The sequence below is a fragment of the Pseudoxanthobacter soli DSM 19599 genome (genome assembly GCF_900148505.1).
GTDB lineage: Bacteria > Pseudomonadota > Alphaproteobacteria > Rhizobiales > Segnochrobactraceae > Pseudoxanthobacter > Pseudoxanthobacter soli.
Map to the genome: position 1 here is coordinate 35612 of NZ_FRXO01000012.1, position 18960 is coordinate 54571.

Here is an 18960-nt window from a genome sequence, read left to right on the forward strand (position 1 = left end):
TTACGCCGCAGCCGGAGAGGTGCCGATGGACGCTGTTCCGCCGCCTATCGTGGGCGATACCGTAACCCTCGGCATGTACGACCTGCCCATGTTGCGGGAGGCGAACGATCGTCTGTGGGCCTATCTCCGCGACCGCCTCGTCGCGAGGGGTTGGCGAGGGGTGCCGGAGCTGATCGACCGCTCGCGTGCCATCGACGACGCGCTCGCCGACCCGGGCCTCGTGCTCGGTCACACCTGCGGCTATCCCCTGCGCACGCGTTTCGCCGGCCGGCTCCGCGTCGTGGCGACGCCGGACTATCGCGGGCCTTACGCATCCGGCGGCCGCCATTGCAGCGTCGTCGTGGTGCGGCACGACGATCCGGCGGCGGATCTCGCCGCCCTGTATGGCCGCGTCGCCGCGGTCAACGGCTTCGACAGCAACACCGGCATGAACCTTCTGCGTGCGGCCGTCGCGCCGCTCGCCGGGGGGCAGGCCTTCTTCGGCGGCGTGCTCGAAACCGGCGCCCATGTGGCGAGCCTCGCCGCCGTTGCCGACGGCATGGCGGACGTGGCCGCCATCGATGGCGTGACGTTCGACCTCGTCGCCCGCCACACGCCGGACGATGTCGCCGGCGTCCGCGTGCTCACCCGCACCGCCGACAGCCCGAACCTGCCGTTGGTCACCCGGATGGGTGCGCCGGACGCGCTCGTGGCCGCATTGCGTGCCGCGCTCGATGAGGCCGCCCGCGCGCCCGAGCTGGCCGCGGCCCGCGAGGCGTTGGGCCTCGCCGGCTTCCTCGTCCTGCCGGACGAGGCCTATGACCGCGTGCTGGAACTGGAACGCGCGGCGGCGGCGGCCGGCTATCCGCGGCTGGCCTGAAGCCGTCGCCTTTCGCAGGCTGGAAACCTCTCCGTCTGCCGCGGCCGCCCCGCGCTACATCACGCGCGGATGGCGCGGATCGTCGTGGCCGCGCACCAGGAAGCGGCGGATGATGTCGCCGTAGCCGCGATAGACGAGGCCGCCATTGTAGGCGATCAGCTCCTCACGCTCGGCGCGATAGAGCGCCGGCAACCGGTACCACGGCACCAGCGGCTTCAGGTGGTGCAGCACGTGCAGGTTGTTGTTGAGATAGAGCAGGCCGAGCAGCCCGCCGTTCTCCACGATCGCCGTGCGTTCCTCGTGCCGTTCGGCGAAGCGGTGCTCCGCGAACGAGCGCAGCCGGGTCAGTGCCGCGCCCGAATAGACGAAAGCGAGGAGATAGATCCAGGCCGGCATGCCGCAGACGGCCACGGCCCACACCAGAACCAGCGCCACGCCGAAACCATGACGCACCCAGATGCGTTGAGCCTTTCGATTCCCGGCGAGGCACGTCCGGGCCTCCGAAACCAGGAATCCCCCGATCATGATCAGCGGCCCGATGATCAGGCGCCCGAGCAGCGTCATGTTGAACCGCAGCAGCCATTGCCAGGGCCTGCCGAGCCGGTCCCAGCGGGCACCGGCGAGATATGCCGATTCCGGATCCTCGATCGGGTCCGTCAGGAACTCGTCGCGATGATGGCGCAGGTGCGTGACGCGATAGACCGCATAGGGCAGCCACAGCGACAGCGGCGGCCAGCCGAGAGCGTCGTTTACCCGCCGGCTGCGGGTCGGATGGCCGTGCATCACCTCATGCTGCAGGGAACCCTGCCAGGCGACCAGCCATCCTCCCGCAAGGCAGAGCACCGGAAGCGGCACCTCGGCCCAGAACCACGTCAGGGCCAGCCAGCCGCCATAGATGAGGGCGGCGAGCCCCACCGTCGGCCATTCGACGGCGGAAAAGCGGTCGGAAACGGATCGGATGCGTGCCATGGTATGGAAAACCGGAATGAAGGCGATCCAGGAAAACTAAGTCCACTTTATCTATAGACAATTCATGTTATGTCTAGCCCCACACGCGGTTGCAGCCGCGCATGGCTCCACGGGAGGACGAATATGCCGGCAGGTTTTCGACGCATCGTTTCCAGCCTGACACTCGGGCTGGGTCTCGGACTGGCCCTCGCAACGACCATGACGGGCGGCGCCACCCCTGCTGCTGCCGCCGGCACGCCGATCACGGTCGGTTCCAAGATCGACACCGAGGGGGCGATCCTCGGCAACATCATCGCGCTTCTCCTTGAGAAGAACGGCTTCGACGTCACCGAAAAAATCTCCCTCGGCCCGACCAAGATCGTCCGCACCGCCCTGATCGCAGGTGAGATCGATATCTATCCTGAATATACCGGAAATGCCGGCTTCTTCTTCAACCAGGATGCCGATCAGGCGTGGAAGAAGGCCGATACCGCCTACCAGAAGGCCAAGGAGCTCGATGCGGCCAACAATCTGGTCTGGCTCCAGCCCGCGCCGGCCAACAATACGTGGGCAATCGCCGTGCGCGGCGACGTCGCCAAGGAGAATCACCTCGTCACGCTCGATGACTTCGCCAAGTGGGTCAACGACGGCGGCAAGGTGAAGCTCGCGGGTTCGGCCGAGTTCGTGGAGAGCCCGGCCGCGCTGCCGGCGTTCCAGGCGGCCTACGGCTTCAAGCTCGGCTCCGACCAGTTGCTCGTGCTGTCGGGCGGCGACACGGCGGCCACCATCAAGGCGGCGGCCGAGGGCACCTCCGGCGTCAACACGGCGATGGTCTACGGCACCGATGGCGGTATCGCCGCGCTCGATCTCAAGGTTCTCCAGGATCCGAAGGGCGTGCAGGCGGTGTACGAGCCGGCGCCCGTGGTGCGCAAGGCGGTGCTCGACAAGTCCCCCGAGATCGCCACCATCCTCGATCCGGCCTTCGCGACGCTCACTCTCGAGACGCTGCAGGGCCTGAACGCCAAGGTGCAGATCGAGGGTCAGGATGCCCGCACCGTCGCGAAGGACTACCTGACCGAAAAGGGCTTCCTGAAATGAGCCTGGCTGGGGAGGGCGCGCTCGCCGCCGCGCCCGCCGCCAGCCGATCGGACGAGCCGCCGCGTGCCAATCCCCTGCTGGTGCTCATCGTCGCGGGCATGGCCCTCGCGGTGATCGCGGGCGGGTTCGTCACGGTCGCGCCGAACCGCATCCTCAGCGGCAAGCCGGTTTCGCTCTGGCTGGCCGTCGAGCCGCAATGGAGCCTGATGCTCGCGACTCTTGCGGTCGCGCTCGGCGGCCTCGCCTTCGGCCGCCGCACGGCAGCCGTCGATGGCATGGTGGCGGCTCTCGCCGCCGCGCTCCTCGTCGGCGTGCTCGCCGCCGCCGGACACGCCGCCGCCCTCGTGACGGAGGCGAGCGGCACCATGGCGCGCACCTCGTTCGGTCTCTCGTTCTGGGTCGTTCTTGCCGGCGCGGCTTTCGCGCTGACCGATGCCGTCGGCCGCGCGGCGCCCAATCCCCTCGTGCAGTTCCTCATCGCCGCCGCCGTCCTGGCCGTTGTCGCCGTGCTGGCCTCGTTCGGGATCTTCGACCAGCTGTCCCTCGTCCGCGAGTTCTTCACCCGCCGCGCCATGTTCTTTGCCGAAGTCGGCACTCACGTCGCGCTGGTGCTCGGTGCCCTCGTCGTCACCTTGCCGGCCGGGGCGGCGCTCGGCGCCTTCGCATTCTCCCGGCGTCGCGCGGCATCCGCCGTGTTCGGCGGCCTCAACCTCGTGCAGACCATTCCGTCCATCGCGCTGTTCGGCCTGCTCATCGGGCCGCTCACCGCGCTCGCCGCCGCCTTCCCGCTGTTGAAGGCACTCGGCATTGGCGGCATCGGCGCCGCGCCCGCCATCATCGCGCTGTCGCTCTACGGTCTATTGCCCGTCGCCCGCGGCGTGTTCGTCGGGCTCGAGTCCGTACCTGTCGCCGCGGTCGAGGCCGCCCGCGGCATGGGCATGACGGAGCGGCAGATTCTGTGGCAGGTCGCCGTGCCGCTGGCGCTGCCGGTTCTGCTGACGGCATTGCGGCTCGTCGTCATCCAGCTCATCGGCCTCACAGTGGTCGCCGCGCTGATCGGTGCCGGGGGGCTAGGCGCCTTCATCTTCCTTGGGCTCGGACAGACCGCGACCGACCTCATTCTGCTCGGGGCGCTCTCCTCGATCGGGCTCGCGCTCGTCGCCGATCTCGCCCTGCGCACCGTCGGCGGCCTCACGGCAAGCGGAGGTCGGCCATGATCGTGCTCGATCGTCTCGTCAAGCGTTTCGGCGACACCAAGGTGATCGACGGGGTGTCGCTGACCGTGCCGGACGGCGCGGTATGCGCGCTCGTCGGCGTTTCCGGCTCGGGCAAGTCGACCACGCTCCGGCTGATCAACCGCATGATCGAGCCAGACGGCGGCACGGTGCGCATCGGCGGCGTCGACGTGGCGACGGTGCCGCTCGTCACGCTGCGCCGGCGCATCGGCTATGTGATCCAGTCCATTGGTCTCTTTCCGCACTGGACCATTGCCCGCAACGTCGCCACCGTTCCCCATCTCCTGAACTGGCCGAAGGCGCGCATCGACGAGCGCGTCGATGAGCTGCTCGATCTCGTCGGCCTCGATCCGGCGCTCTATCGCGACCGCCGGCCTCACGAACTCTCCGGCGGTCAGCAGCAGCGCGTCGGAGTCGCCCGCGCGCTCGCCGCCGATCCCGACGTGCTCCTGATGGACGAGCCGTTCGGCGCGCTCGATCCCGTGACCCGCGACGGCCTTCAGGCGGCGCTTGCCGACATCCAGCACCGCACCGGCAAGACTATCGTGATCGTCACTCACGATATCGACGAGGCGATCCGCCTCGCCTCGATGATCGCGATCCTCGACAAGGGCCGCGTCATCCAGCACGGCAGCCCGCGCGACATCCTGACCCGGCCGGCCAATGCGTTCGTCTCGGCCTTCGTCGGCGGGCCGCGCCTGGGACTGCGGCTGCTGCAGGTCGGCACGGTCGGCGAGCGGGCCGCATTCGACGCCGCTGCCGCAGAGGCGTTCGCGCGCGAGACCGCATCGGCGGTGGAGCCGATCGACGCCGCCGCGAGCCTCGATCAGGCGGTGGCGCGCATGGTGGCGAGCGGCACGACGCGGCTGCCGGTGGTCGATGGCGCCGCTGGGCGTCATGGCATCCTGGAGTTCGCCGCTGTGGTGCGGCCATGAATACGGCGGCGTCCGTCGCCCATGCTTCGCCCGCGGCGGCTCTGCGGCGCCTCGCCGGCCGGCCCGCCGCCTGGTTCGCGCTCGCCTTCGTCGTGGCCGTGTTCGCCATGCCGCTTGCCGCGCCGTGGTTCCATGCCCTGTTTCCGGAACTCGCGCGACCGGTCTACAGTCGCGCGAGCTTCCTTGAACTCACCCTGTCCCATGCCGGACTGGTCGGGCTTGCGAGCCTGATCGTCGTTGTGGCCGGCGCCTCGGTCGGGATCTTCGTGACGCGGCCCGCCGGCCGCGATTTCGCCGGGCCGCTCGATACTCTGACCGCCGTCGGCCAGACCTTCCCGCCGACCGCGGTGCTGGCGCTTGCTGTGCCGCTCATGGGCTATGGCGGCGCACCGACCGTCGTCGCGCTCGTCGCCTATGGCATCCTGCCGGTGGTGGGCGCCACGATCGCGGGCCTCCAGGGCGTTCCCGCATCCGCGCGGGACGCGGCGGACGGCATGGGCTTCTCGCCGCTCGGGCGGCTCCTCAAGGTCGAGCTGCCGCTCGCTGCACCGGTGCTGATCTCCGGCATCCGCACCTCGGTCATCATCAATATCGGCACCGCGACCATCGGCTCCACCGTCGGCGCCCTCACGCTGGGCTCGCCGATCATCGAGGGCCTTTCGGGTTCGAACCCCGCTTATGTCATCCAGGGTGCCATCCTGGTCGGTCTGTTTGCCGTCACAACGGATCTCGTGTTCGACGAGATCGAGCGCGCCCTGCGCGGCCGATAGGGCCGCGCCGCGAACGGGTGTTGGGGCGGAACCGTCCGTCATGGGGCCGTCTTGGGACGGTTCCGCCGGGATCGCGACCGGGGCTCTTGGGGGGAGCCGACCGCGATCCTTCTGTTCGGCCGGTCTGGAGCCTGTCCTTGTCGACTGGATGTCTTCATCCGGTCGGAAAGCGCTCCGAGGCGGCCGCTGTTGCGAATTCGAAGAGGAAGACGGCGGGTCGTGTTCCGGCCCGCCGCGCCGATTCACGAGAAGAAGTCGATCTCCTGCGGGTTTCCGGCCCCGGTGCCGGTGAAGCCGAAGCTGATTTCGCCGTCGGCCGCGATGTCGCCGTTCCAGGCGGCATTGCGGATCACGTAGGTGTCGTCGTCGTGCGACACGATCTCGGCGTTCCAGATGTTGGTGATCTCGTACGGCATTTCGATCTCGATCTGCCAGCCGTGGACGGCCGCCGTACCGTTGTTCTCGACGGTGACGGAGCCGTTGAAGCCGCTGTTCCAGGAATCGACCAGATCGAACGACATCGCGAGCGCATCGTCGCCGAGCCCGGGATTGTCGCTCCCGCCGCTGCCGCCGTCCCCGCCGGTCGGAGGCGTCACGCCACCGTCGTCGTCCGCGATGGTGGCCTGTCCCGTGCCGCGGGCGATGGTGGCACCGGCGGCGTTGTCGAGCACCACGGAGAACATCTCGTCCGTCTCCCCGACCGTATCGGGCGTGATCTGGACGGCGATGGTCTTGGTGGTCTCGCCGGGATCGAACGTCACCGTGCCGGCGATGGCATGGAAGTCCGATGCATCGGCGGTGCCGGGAACGGTGTGGAAATCGACCGAGACGGCTTCGGCCGAGGCCTCCGACAGCGACACGGTGAACACCGCATAGAGCGCCGGCGCCGCCTCGCCGCCATCGTCGCCGCCGACCACATCGGTGTCGAAGTCGAACATGATCGGGTCGAGATAGGCGAGTTTCTGATTGTTGACCGTGGTCCAGTCGCTGTTGAGGATGCCGCCGGTATCGCCCGAATTCGGGTTCCAGGACCAGAAGGTCCACGAGATGCCCTGGTCGCCGGCCGGGATGTCCTTCACGCCGTCATTGTTGAAGTCGCCGGACATGTAGGCCGTGATGGCATCGAGCCACGGCGCGTCCTTCGGATCCGTCAGGTTGGTGCCGAACTCGCCCACATAGACCGGCGCGATGCCCTCCCGGTAGATGTAGCCCCACATCTCGTCGAACTTCGCCGGCAGATCCTCGGCGAAATCGCTGCCCTGGAACCACGGCTGGGCATAGACCGAGTTCGGATAGTCGTGGGCGGAATAGACCAGCTTGTTGTTGACATCGAGCTCGATGGGGTGGTCGCGAACGCCCATCAGATTGCCGCCCCACCAGTAGTTCTCGCCCTGGTAGGTGCCGATGCCCTCGACGAAGATCAGCCAGTTCGGGTTGACGTCGCCGATGGCGTTGCCGGCTTCCGTCGCTGCGCGGGCCCAGTCGTTGACGCCGCCGTCTCCCCAGGTGCCGTTGTACGGCTCGTTGTGGAGATCCGCGCCGATCACGGTCGGATCGTCGGCATAGCGCTCGGCCAGCATCTGCCAGTCGGAAATCCACGACGCCTCGGAATGCTGGCTGTCATACCAGAGGCCGTTGCCCGACGTGCCGGCGCCGGAGTCGCTGCGGTGATGGTCGAGGATGATCTTGATCCCGATCTCGCCGGCATAGTCGACGATCTTGTCCATGATCTGGAGGGCACTCAGGCCCTGGAGGTCCGGATTCTTGGAAAAGTCGATGCCGTTCGGTGTGGCCGTGGAGTGCAGCATCTCGCTGGAGAACGGCAGCCGGATGGTGTTGAAGCCGAGCTCCACCATCTGGTCCATCATGTCCTTGTACCCGCGCGTCCAGAGACCGTGCGGCGCGAGATTGCTCGATTCGAAGCCGAACCAGTTGACGCCCGCGATCTGCACCGAATTGCCGTCGGCGTCGACGATCTGGTTGCCGGCGGTCGAAAGCCAGCCGCCCGCCGCGGCACCGCCCTGCGGATCGCCCTCGGTCACGGTGACATCGTCGATCGAGAGCGAGGGAAGCGTCCCGGTGGGCGGCGCGTCGTCATTGACGATGGTACCCGTCGCCGTGCCGGTGGCGATGGTGGCACCACTCGGAGCGGAGAGCACGACGCTGAAGGTCTCGTTCGGCTCCACGACACCGTCGCCGATCGCCGTGACGTGGATCTCCTTCGTGGTCTCTCCCGGCGCGAAGGTGATCGTGCCGCTCTGGGCGACGTAGTCGGAGCCAGCGATCGCCGTGCCGTTGGCGGTCGTATATGCGACCGTCACCGGCGTGGTCGAGGCGGCCGAGAGCGTGACGACGAACATGCCGTGGCCTGGTTCGCCAGCATCGCCTTCGCCGAAACTCGCGCCCGCGATGGAGACAGTCGGGAGCGGGGCCGCCACATCGTCGTTGACGATGGTACCGACGGCGGAGCCGTCGGCAATCGTGGCGCCGCTCGGCGAGGAGAGAGTCAGGTTCAGCGTCTCGTTGCCTTCGACGACCGTGTCGCCGTTGACCTCGATGTGAACGACCTTGGAGGTTTCGCCCGGGGCGAACGTCAGCGTGCCGGTCAAGGCCTTGTAGTCCGACCCGGCGGTCGCCGTGCCGTTCCCCGTGGCGTAGCCGACCGTAACGGGTGTCGTGGAGGCCGCCGACAGCGTCACGGTGAACATCAGGTGCGTCGTGCCGCTGTTGCCTTCGGAGACCGAGGCGTCCGCCACCGACAGCGCCGGCAGCACCGGTTCAGGCTCGCCACCGCCGCTCCCGACCGGGGCGCCATTGACGAGGAAGCCTGCCGCGGCCGTTCCGCCGGAACCCGGCGTCGCCTGGAAGCCGAACGATGTCGAGCTGCTGGCCGCGATCGATCCGTTCCAGGCCGCATTGCCGATGACGTAGTGGTTGCCGACGTGGCTGACGATCACCGCGTTCCAGATATTGGTGATCGTGAAGCTCGCATCGAACGCCACCGTCCAGCCGTTCATGGCGGCGCTGCCCGCGCCGACTGCCATGTTGGCGACGAAGCCCGATCCCCAGTTGTCGGCGACGGTGTAGTCGACCGACGTGCCGCCGGCCGGCGGTGTGGCGGTGTCGTCGTTGACGATGGTGCCGACGCCGGTTCCGTCCGCGATGGTGGCGCCGCTCGGCGAAGAGAGCGTCAGGTTCAGCGTCTCATTGCCTTCCACGACCGTGTCGCCGTTGACCTCGATGTGAACGACCTTGGAGGTTTCGCCCGGGGCGAACGTCAGCGTGCCGGTCAGCGCCTTGTAGTCCGCCCCGGCGGTCGCCGTGCCGTTCCCCGTGGCGTAGCCGACGGTGACGGGTGTCGTGGAGGCCGCCGACAGCGTCACGGTGAACATCAGGTGCGTCGTGCCGCTGTTGCCTTCGGAGATCGAGGCGTCCGCCACCGACAGCGTCGGCAGCACGGGCTCGGGTTCGCCGCCGCCGTTGCCGACCGGGGCGCCATTGACGAGGAAGCCTGCCGCGGCCGTGCCGCCGGAACCCGGCGTCGCCTGGAAGCCGAACGACGTCGAGCCGCTGGCCGCGACCGATCCGTTCCAGGCCGCATTGCCGATGACGTAGTGGTTGCCGACGTGGCTGACGATCACCGCGTTCCAGATGTTGGTGATCGTGAAGCTGGCATCGAACGCCACCGTCCAGCCGTTCATGGCGGCGCTGCCCGCGCCGACCGCCATGTTGGCGACGAAGCCGGATCCCCAGTTGTCGGCGACGGTGTAGTCGACCGACGTGCCGCCGGCCGGCGAGGTGGCGGTGTCGTCGTTGACGATGGTGCCGACGGCGGAGCCGTCCGCGATGGTGGCGCCGCTTGGCGAGGACAGCGTGAGGTTCAGCGTCTCGTTGGCCTCGACGGCGGTGTCGCCGGTGACGGGAACCCGCACGACCTTGGAGATCTCGCCCGGTGCGAAGGTCAGCATGCCGCTGAGGGCGGTGTAGTCTGATCCGGCGGTGGCGGTGCCGTTGCCGGTCGCGTAGTGCACCATGACCTGCGAGGCGGAGGCCGCTGACAGCGTTACGGTGAATTCCAGGTATTTGGTGCCGCTGTTCCCTTCGGTAACCGAGGCATCGGCCACCGACAGCGTCGGCAGCACCGGGGCCACGGTGTCGTCATCGACGATCGTTCCGGTCGCCACCCCATTGGCGACGGTGGCGCCGTTCGGCGTCGACAGCGTGAGGGAGAAGGTCTCGTTGCCTTCGACGATGCGGTCGCCGATCAGCGGCACGTGGATTTCCGCCATGGTCTGGCCGGGCGCGAAGGTCAGCGTGCCGCTCACGGCCTCGTAGTCCGCCCCGGCGGTGGCAGTGCCGTCCGCTGTGGAATAGTGCACCGTCACGGTGCCGGTGGAGGCGTAGGACAGCCGCACCATGAACATCATGTGGGGTTCGCCGTCGTCGCCCTCCGCGGTCGAAACGCTCTCGATCGAAAGCGTCGGCGGTGTCGACGGGGCTTCGTCGTTGTCGACGATGGTGCCGGTCGCCGTGCCGCGGGCGATGGTAGCGCCGGCGGGGGCCGAAAGTTGCAGCGTGAAGGCTTCGTTGGCCTCCGACACGAGATCGTTAAGCACGGACACGTGGATCTGCTTGCTCGTTTCGCCCGGCGCGAAAGTCAGCGTGCCGAGGGCGGCGGCATAGTCCATTCCAGCCATCGCCGTCCCGTTCGCGGTGGAATAGCTGACCGTCACGGGCGAAGTGGAAGCTGCCGAGAGTGTCACGGTGAACATCAGCATCGCCGTGCCGGTGTCGCCTTCCGTGACGGTCGCATCCGCCACACTGAGCGTCGGCAGTGTCGTATGCGGGCCGGCGGCATTGATCGCCGCCTGCCATTCCGCCCGGGCGGTGGTGTCGAGGGTGATGACGTTGTTGAGGTCGAGGTCGGCGAGCGACACGCCCGTGAGCGTGTAGGTCTGCCTGTTACCCGTGATGGAGATCACCACCGAGCCGTTCACCTCGGCGATGTCGAATTCCGGCGCCTTGAACCAGCCGAAATCGAGCTTGTCGGTGGCGGGGTGGAAGTCGAGCACGATGTCGGCACCGTAGTGCCATTCGATGGCGTAGGTGGTGCCGATGCTGCCGGCGGGCGGCGTGCCGGGGCCGGCCGCGGTCGGCCAGTCGTCGGTGCCGGCGGTCGGAATGTCGTCACGGCCGAGGATTTGGGAATCCGGCACGCTGGAAAAGCCGAGCTGGATGTGGACCCGGTCCTCGCGCACCTGGGCGGCATGGAACAGGAAGTTCTCGATACCGAGCTGATCGATCGTCACGCCGAGCAGGATCAGGGCCTGGCCGGTACCGGTGTTGCCGATCACCACACCCTCCGGCCCGTCGACCATGTAGATCTGCTCGCGGGTGCCGTAATAGCGGAAGTCCACGACATCGGTGGCAGGGTCGAACGATACCCGGTCGATCTGGCCGATCTCGTGAGACCGGGCGTAGACGGTATGTGCCGCCGGCTCCACGCCGTGCTCCCAGGCGAGCGCGCCGGAGAGGTCCTGCCTCAGGTGGTCGTTCTGGATCGGCGCGAAGCTGTCGATGGTGAGCTGGCCGAGCGACACCCCGACGATGACCTGCTTCTCACCCGACCAGGGATTCATGAACGCCACGCCTTCGGGCGTGTCAATGACGATGAAGTTGTGGACGCTGACGTCGCCGAGATCGAGCTTGTCCCGCGCCGGGTCGAAGCCGACGATGTCCTGCCCCGTTGACGACACGTGATAGAGCGTGCCCGAGACGGTTTCCGCGTCGGCCTGCTGCATGACGTTCGTGCTGTCGGACATGGTTCCCTCTGCCTCCAAACATGGGTGACGCCCCGGGCCTGCCCTTCGGCCGGCCGCGTTCACCTTGCGTGATCGTTGAAGGTCGATGTGTCACAGCTCGGTGAGAATTTCAGCGGACCCCTCCGGGGAAGTCGACGAACCGCGGGAAAAAGCCGACGAGTGCCGCCCGGAGGGGCGGGAAAACGCTCGCGCCGGCCGCGGAGACGCTCCAGAATAAAGCCGGCAGCCGCCGGTTATCATCGTCGGGGAGCGAGGCGAAATGGCAGCGGACGCCCGCGCCGGAACGGTAGAGCACAAGACGCCGCTCGGCGCCGTGCGTGCGGCCATCGTGGAACGGTGGTATCGCATCACGCTGTTCTGGCGGACCCAGATCGTGGTCTGGAGCCTGTTCGCGGTCGCCGACATCGCGACGCGGCAGACCATCTACAAGCACATCACCGCGGCGCTGGCGCTGACGCTGCTGATGACGCCCGTCATGATGCTGCTGACGGCCGGCCTGCGGTGGGCCTATATGCGCCTTGGCCTCGATGGACGGATTTCGTTTCGAACCAACGTCTACATGCTCGGCCTCAGTCTCATCGCGGCGCTGGTCGCCGTGGTCGTCTCCGACGCATTGCGGTGGTATTTCGACTGGCCGATTCCAAACTGGGATCGCGCCGAGGCCTGGACCGTGCTCTTGGCCTTCCACTATGCGGTGCTGCTCGGGTGGAGCCTCGGCTACGTCTGGTTCAAGGCGGAGGTCGGGATGCGGATCAATCGCCAGCGCGCCGCCCAGGCCAAGGCGGATGCGCTGCGGGCCGAACTCGCCAAGCTGCGGCTTCAGCTCGACCCGCATTTCCTCTTCAACGCGCTCAACGGCATCGCGACCGAGATCCCTGACCATCCGAAGAACGCGCTCTACATGGTGCGCGAGCTCTCCGACTATCTGCGCTATTCCCTCGACACCATCGACGAGACCGTCGTCGCCACCGGTACCGAGGCGATGGCGCTGGTCGCCTATCTCAACGTCCAGCGCGCGCGCTTCGGCGAGAAGCTCGTCGCCCATCTCGCGGTCGATCCCGCCGCCGATGCCCGGCCGATCGCGAGCTTCCTGCTCCAGCCGCTGGTCGAAAACGCCATCAAGCACGGCAGCCGGCGCAATGTGCTCACCATCGATATCCGCGTGGAGACCTCCGGCGACGACCTCCGGGTGGCGGTGCGCAATTCCGGCACGCTCGTCCCCCATGCCAACGGCGGTGGGCGGCATTCCGGCGGGTTCGGGCTGGTGAACTTCCGTCGCAGGCTTGCCCTGCATTATCCGGGCAGGCACAGCTTCACGCTCAGCGAACGCGACGGCATGGTAGTGGCGGAACTGGTATTGAGCGGTGTCCCATGCTCCGGGTCCTGATCGTCGACGACGAACCCCTTGCGCGGCGCGGCCTCGGTCAGCTGCTGTCCGAACACGCCTCTGTGGCGGTCGTGGGCGAAGCCGGCAGCATCGGCGATGCCCTCACGCTGATCGAGCGTCAGAAGCCCGACGCGGTGTTCCTTGACATCGAGCTCGACGAGAACGGCGACGGCTTCGACCTGATCGGGAAACTCGACGATCCGCCGCGGATCGTCTTCGTGACCGCCTATGCCCGCCATGCCGTCGAGGCGTTCGCGGTCGAGGCGGTGGACTTCCTGCTGAAGCCCGTTTCCCCGGCGCGTCTGGCGGAAACCCTCGGCCGCGTCCAGCGTCTCGTCGCCGCCGGTCAGACGGGCAGCGAGGAGGAGGGCGCGACAATCGCGCTGCGCGTTCCCGGCCGCACCGTGGTGGCCGCCCACGCAGACATCATCGCGCTGCGGGCCGACGGCGACTTCACCCACGTGCTGCTCGCCGGCCAGCCGCCGCTGATGATCCTGCGCACGCTGACCTCGTTCGAGGAGGCGCTTCCCGCGCCGCCGTTCCTGCGGCTCGGCCGGTCGCTCATCATCAATTTCGCGCGTCTCAAGTCCCTCGAAACCCCCAGCCACGGCGCCCCGCGCATCGTGCTCGCCGGCCTCGCCGATCCGCTGCAGCTTGGCCGCAGCGCCGCCGCGCGGCTGCGCGAGCTTCTCGACCTCGACGCCACGGAGGCGTGATGTCCGCATGGCCTGCCGCCGCGCGGCGGGTTCCCCCGTGAATTGCCGGGAAGGGCTGCCTAAATTGCACGCGGATGGGCTATCAAGGATGGCCGCGCCGGTTCGCGGTGCCAAATGACACGGCGCATCCCCCGGGCCATCGGGGCGACGCCGGATGGAGGACACAAGCCATGGCGAAGACCGCCGTTATCGTCGTCGATCTTCAGAACGACTACTTCCCCGGTGGAAAATGGCCGCTGGTCGGCATCGACGAGGCTGCCGATAACGCGGCCCGTGTCATCGCCGCGGCACGCAAGGCCGGCGACCTCGTCGTGCACATCCGCCACGAGAGCACCGAGGCCGATGCCCCGTTCTTCGTCGCCGGGTCCGAGGGTGCGCAGACCCATCCGAAGGTTCTGAACGCGGCGGGCGAGCCGGTGGTCGTGAAGCACGCCGTCAACGCCTTCCGCGACACGCCGCTGAAGAGCATCCTCGACGAGGCCGGCGTGACCGACGTCGTCATCGCCGGTGCCATGAGCCATATGTGCGTCGATGCCGCCACCCGGGCCGCCTCGGACCTCGGCTATTCCGTCACCGTGATCCACGACGCCTGCGCCACCCACGACCAGGTCTTCGGGGGCAAGACCGTTCCCGCCGCGGACGTCCACGCCGCCTTCATGGCCGCGCTCGAGTTCGGCTATGCCAAGCTGGAGCCGGCAGACGCCTTCGTCTCGCGCGCGGGCTGACGCCCGTCGCCTGAATTTGCGACGACGAGAAGGCGGCGGCCCGAGACCTGCCGCCGTCGCGACGGGCTCCGCCTTCCGTCGCGATTGTGAGAAACCGCTCAATAGGGCATGCAGCGGAACCGGCATTATCCGCGCGCCCGGATGCGCATAAATCACCGTTGGTCCGGCGGCCACCCCAGTTCATGAGGCGGGCGCCGGTCACGGTCCTGTTTGCTTCCAGGAATCCCAACAACGGACGGGTGGCATCATGCGCTACAAGACACTGGGCGGAACCGGTCTTCTGGTCTCGGAACTCTGCCTCGGCACCATGACCTTCGGCGGTCGCGGCTTCTGGACCGCCATCGGCACGCTCGACCAGTCGGTCGCCGACGGCATCGTGGCCCGCGCGCTTGACGCGGGCGTCAACTTCATCGACACGGCGGACGTCTATTCCGAGGGACTGTCCGAGGAGATCACGGGCCGCGCGATCATCAATTCCGGGCGGCAGCGGTCGGATGTCGTTCTGGCGACGAAGGTTTTCGGCGTCGTCGGCAAGGACCCCAACGCCCGCGGCGCCTCGCGCGGCCATATCATGGACGGCGTCAAGGCCAGCCTGAAGCGCCTCGGTACCGATTATATCGACCTCTACCAGATCCACGGCTTCGACACGATCACGCCCATCGAGGAGACGATGCGCGCGCTGGAGGACCTCGTGCGCGAGGGGCACGTGCGCTATGTCGGCGTTTCCAACTGGGCGGCCTGGACCATCATGAAGGCGCTCGGCATTCAGGATCGGCATGGCTGGTCGCGCCTCGCCACGCTGCAGGCCTATTACACCATCGCCGGCCGCGATCTCGAGCGCGAGATCGCCCCGCTGCTCCAGTCGGAGAAGCTCGGGCTGATGGTCTGGAGCCCGCTCGCCGGCGGGCTGCTGTCCGGCAAATACGACCGTGACGGCAACGGGCCGGAAGGCTCTCGGCGGGCCAGTTTCGACTTCCCGCCGGTGAACCGCGAGCGTGCCTTCGCCTGCATCGACGTGATGCGGGAAATCGCGGCGGCTCATGGTGTTTCGGTCGCCCGCGTCGCGCTCGCTTACGTGCTGGCGAAGCCGTTCGTGATGTCGATCATCATCGGTGCGCGGACTGTCGAACAGCTCGACGACAACCTCGCCGCCACCGGGCTGCGCCTGAGCGCCGAGGAGCTTGAGCGGCTCGATGCCGTCAGCGCGCTGCCGGCGGAATATCCCGGCTGGATGCTGGAACGGCAGGGGGCTGCGGCCGCTGCTCTCTTGCGGGATTCCGCGGTCTGACAGGCGCGGAACGGTATCTTCCCGCGGCGCCCCGAGTGTCGCGGGAAGGGCCACCCGGCGGATTTCATCGCGTTTCCGGGGAGAGGAAATCAGTCCGCTAAGCGCGCGCTGCGGTGGTCTTGCAATCACAATTTGTCCGGATTGGTCCCGAAAGAACTTTATTTCAATAACTTTCGTCCGGGCAACTATCCGCGGGAAGTATCCCGCAGCGGCTGAGGCCGTCGCTGGCGCGTTCGCGAAAAGCGAACTGTATGGCTTTCGCAATTCGACTATTTCTTTGAACTTGCTGATCGGCTCTCGACACGATGCCTCTGTGACATCGCTGCATCCCTCTCGGTGCGTTGCCCGGTCGGGGGAGCGGGAGGGCAGAAGCAGGGTCGATCAAAGACACAGAATTGAGCTATTTATATATTTTGGGGGATCATATGAATTTATCTCGAAATTCAATTCGTATTCAATCCGGTTTTGAACGTGATGAAGATTGTTGGAATTTCGGTTCATTCAAGATGTTCATTTTTATGTTGATGACGTGAATATAAATACATCTGGATAATCCAGAGTACCTCGGGATATGTTGACATTTTTCAGAGACCCCGTCGTCTCTTCTGTCGAGCAATAAACGGAGTGGATGTGCCCTGATGCTCGCAGATTGCGTTTATCTGTGTATCTTACGAATGTAAAAGATCGAAAAATTCGTCTTCATCAAGAAAAATATGTGTTTTACGGGCGAGATGGGGATGTTTTTATCTCTATTCCATTGTCGATCTGAAAAGACCTAAACGTTTCGAAAAAGGTGAATTTTTTAGTTACATATAAATATAATGCTCCGGATTGTGATCTGGTTCAACTTGAAGAGCGGCCCGGGCACGGGTAAAAGCCTGTTTGCGCGTTCTGTTCCGGGCGCGCCACCGGTCTGCGAAGAGGAGGCCGGGCGGCGCGTTCAGTGTGATTGGGGACACATGAAGCCAAGGCGTCCGGCTTGTCAGGCTGCATGGGCCGTTTCCCGCCTCCCTCGCCCGTCGGCGGGATGCTCGCCCCTGCGCGGTCCGCGCGCGCTTGGGAGCACCTTTCTGATGCGCGCATGCGCGCCGATGCTCGCTCTGGCGACCGTCCTGCTCGCCTTCCTGCTGCTCCCGGCCAGCACCGCGTTCGCACAGGGCGGAGTGCTCACCCTCGCGGAGAAGGACTCGGCCGTCAGCGCCGTCGGATACCTCTCCGCCCTCCAGGACCCCGACGGCACCCTGACCCTCGAGGACGTCGTGGCGCGGCGGGACAGCTTCCGGCCGATCCCGGGTCCGTTCAATGTCGGCTATTCGCGCAAGGGCGCCTGGTGGCTGCGGATCACGGTCGCGCCGGGTCCGCACGGCGGTGGCGACTGGCTGCTGGAACTCACGGCCCCCTATACCGACATGATCGACGTCTACGCCCCCGCGCGCGTGGCAGGGCAGGGGAAGGGCACCGGGGCGGACGATCTCGAGGTGGTCCATTCTCGCACCGGCAGCCTGGTGCCGTTCTCCGAGCGCGGGCTGTTCTCGCACCTCTTCGTGGTGCGCACCGAACTGACCGACCTCAGACAGCAGGACATCTATATCCGGCTCGCCGGCAACCGTTCGCTCACGGCCTCGCCGACCTTCTGGCGGCTGTCGCCCTTTCTCGGCAAGCTGACCTTCAACGTGCTGATGGTCGCGTTCATCCTGGGCGCCGGGACGATCACGGGGCTTGGCTCGGTGATCTTCGGCCTCTGGCTGCGCTCGAAGCCGTTCGTCTGGTACGGCGTCTATGTCGCCCTCGGCGCGATGGTGGTGCTCGGCAACAGCGGGTTCCTCACGCTGCTGCTCTATCCGCTGTCGCCGACGGTCGTGCTGCGGCTGCAGAACGTGATCGGATGCCTCACGATCATGACCGCCGCCTTCATGGTGCGTGCCCTGTTCTGCAGCAGCGGCCGCAATCCGGTGGCCTCGCGGCTGATGATCGCGATCGGCGCGATCGCCGCAATCTGCGCCGTTATCGCCGCGTTCGGTTATTACGGCCTGATCGCGCCGTTCCTCAGCCTCAACCTGCTGCTGCTCTGCATCCTGATTCCCTGGGTCGCCGTGCTCAGTCTGTGGCGGCGCGAGCCGGCGGCGATCTGGTACTCCATCGGCTTCATCGCCTACGGCTTCTGCGGCGGATGGTTCATGCTGATGGTGCTCGGCGTGCTGCCGGCCAGCACCTTCGGGGAACGCGGCTACCAGATCGTCAGCGTGCTCAACATGGTGACGATGTTCGTCGGCCTCGCCACGTCGCTCAGGGCGGGCGTGCGCGAGCGCCGCAGTCTCGAACTCCAGCTGCTGCGGGCCTCGCAGCAGAACGAACGCGAACTGGAGGCCGCGGTGGTCCAGCGCACGCTGGCGCTCGAAAGCGAGATCGAGGCACGCCGGTCGGCCGAGGCCGCGCTTCGGGTCGCGCTGCGCGAGCAGCGCCACTTCCTGATCATGGTCAGCCACGAGTTCCGCGCGCCGCTCGCTTCCATCCGCGTGGCCATCGCCGTCATCGAGCGCCGGCTTTCCGAGCTCGACGACGCGGCGCGGCGCGAGGTGAGCAAGATCGTCCGCACCGTCGGCCGGCTGTCGCACCTGATCGATGCCTTCCTGGCGGAGGAGGTGCTGGAGAAGAGCGCGCTCCAGCCCCGGCTGGCGGCGCTCGACCTCGCCGCGCTCGCCGGCGAGATCGCGCAGGAACAGACGGCGGTGACCGGGCGCGACATCCAGGTCGAGGCGGCGGCGGTGGCGCCGGTCGAGGCAGATTCCGCGCTGCTGCGCACCGCGCTCGAAAACCTGATCGGAAACGCGGTGAAGTACACCGACGGCGGGATCACGATCGCGGTCCATCCCGAGGACGACGCGGTCGCGATCGCCGTGAAGGACTGCGGCCCGCCGATCCCGGAGGAAGACCGTCCGTTCCTGTTCGAGCGCTATTATAGGGCTTCGAGCGCCGCCGACCGCTCCGGCATCGGCATCGGCCTCAGCATCGTCCAGAAGATCGCCGCCCTGCATGGCGGTGCCGCGCGACTGGAGAGTGACGGTAGCCGGGGCAACATATTCGTTCTATCAATTCCGACGAACATCCAGAGCCACCAAGAGCAGTTCGATTCGGCGCATGCAGCGGAATCGTGAATTTCAGACATGGATGTTCAGA

12 protein-coding genes are annotated in these 18960 nt (G+C 66.9%); 10 read left to right on the forward strand and 2 right to left on the reverse strand.

The features are described from left to right. Positions 1 to 25: 25 nt before the first annotated feature. A complete protein-coding gene (locus BUF17_RS19590) occupies positions 26 to 859 on the forward strand; it encodes a phosphate/phosphite/phosphonate ABC transporter substrate-binding protein (protein WP_073631905.1) in 834 nt (277 codons plus the stop codon). Positions 860 to 913: 54 nt separating this feature from the next. Here the strand turns inward: BUF17_RS19590 and BUF17_RS19595 are convergent, their stop codons facing one another. After that, the gene (locus BUF17_RS19595; RefSeq protein WP_073631907.1) at positions 914 to 1828 is read right to left on the reverse strand and encodes a fatty acid desaturase; all 915 of its coding nucleotides are present in this window, start codon (positions 1826 to 1828) and stop codon (positions 914 to 916) included. Positions 1829 to 1951: 123 nt separating this feature from the next. Between BUF17_RS19595 and osmF the strand changes: the two genes are divergently transcribed. From osmF to BUF17_RS19615, 4 genes are read left to right on the forward strand one after another with little or no spacing between them, the layout of a single operon-like run. Beyond that, positions 1952 to 2905, forward strand: a complete 954-nt coding sequence (gene osmF / locus BUF17_RS19600) for a glycine betaine ABC transporter substrate-binding protein OsmF (RefSeq protein WP_175563754.1) — start codon at positions 1952 to 1954, stop codon at positions 2903 to 2905. Further along, positions 2902 to 4122 carry an ABC transporter permease gene (locus BUF17_RS19605; protein WP_084564975.1) on the forward strand — a complete coding sequence of 407 codons (1221 nt, stop codon included), beginning with the start codon at positions 2902 to 2904 and terminating at the stop codon, positions 4120 to 4122. Before osmF ends, BUF17_RS19605 begins: the two co-directional genes overlap by 4 nt. Then, the gene (locus BUF17_RS19610) at positions 4119 to 5075 is read left to right on the forward strand and encodes an ABC transporter ATP-binding protein (protein ID WP_073631909.1); all 957 of its coding nucleotides are present in this window, start codon (positions 4119 to 4121) and stop codon (positions 5073 to 5075) included. The genes BUF17_RS19605 and BUF17_RS19610 overlap by 4 nt, the downstream gene beginning before the upstream one ends. Next, positions 5072 to 5845: an ABC transporter permease gene (locus BUF17_RS19615; RefSeq protein ID WP_139282614.1), complete on the forward strand. Its 774-nt coding sequence runs from the start codon at positions 5072 to 5074 to the stop codon at positions 5843 to 5845. Before BUF17_RS19610 ends, BUF17_RS19615 begins: the two co-directional genes overlap by 4 nt. 242 nt (positions 5846 to 6087) lie before the next feature. Here the strand turns inward: BUF17_RS19615 and BUF17_RS19620 are convergent, their stop codons facing one another. After that, a complete protein-coding gene (locus BUF17_RS19620; protein ID WP_073631911.1) occupies positions 6088 to 11667 on the reverse strand; it encodes a Calx-beta domain-containing protein in 5580 nt (1859 codons plus the stop codon). A gap of 259 nt (positions 11668 to 11926) precedes the next feature. Here BUF17_RS19620 and BUF17_RS19625 point away from each other — a divergent pair, with 259 nt between their 5' ends. The 5 genes from BUF17_RS19625 (at position 11927) to BUF17_RS19645 (ending at position 18938) form a co-directional block, all read left to right on the forward strand. After that, positions 11927 to 13054, forward strand: a complete 1128-nt coding sequence (locus BUF17_RS19625; protein WP_073631913.1) for a sensor histidine kinase — start codon at positions 11927 to 11929, stop codon at positions 13052 to 13054. Continuing rightward, entirely contained in the window at positions 13039 to 13770 is a 732-nt protein-coding gene (locus BUF17_RS19630; RefSeq protein ID WP_073631915.1) for a LytR/AlgR family response regulator transcription factor, read from the forward strand. The genes BUF17_RS19625 and BUF17_RS19630 overlap by 16 nt, the downstream gene beginning before the upstream one ends. Positions 13771 to 13940: 170 nt before the next feature. Further along, the gene (locus tag BUF17_RS19635; RefSeq protein WP_073631917.1) at positions 13941 to 14495 is read left to right on the forward strand and encodes a cysteine hydrolase family protein; all 555 of its coding nucleotides are present in this window, start codon (positions 13941 to 13943) and stop codon (positions 14493 to 14495) included. Between the two features lie 247 nt (positions 14496 to 14742). Next, positions 14743 to 15783: an aldo/keto reductase gene (locus tag BUF17_RS19640; protein WP_073631919.1), complete on the forward strand. Its 1041-nt coding sequence runs from the start codon at positions 14743 to 14745 to the stop codon at positions 15781 to 15783. A 1073-nt stretch (positions 15784 to 16856) separates the two neighbouring features. Then, on the forward strand, positions 16857 to 18938 hold the full coding sequence (locus BUF17_RS19645; protein WP_073631921.1) for a sensor histidine kinase: 2082 nt from the start codon (positions 16857 to 16859) through the stop codon (positions 18936 to 18938). Positions 18939 to 18960: the final 22 nt, after the last annotated feature.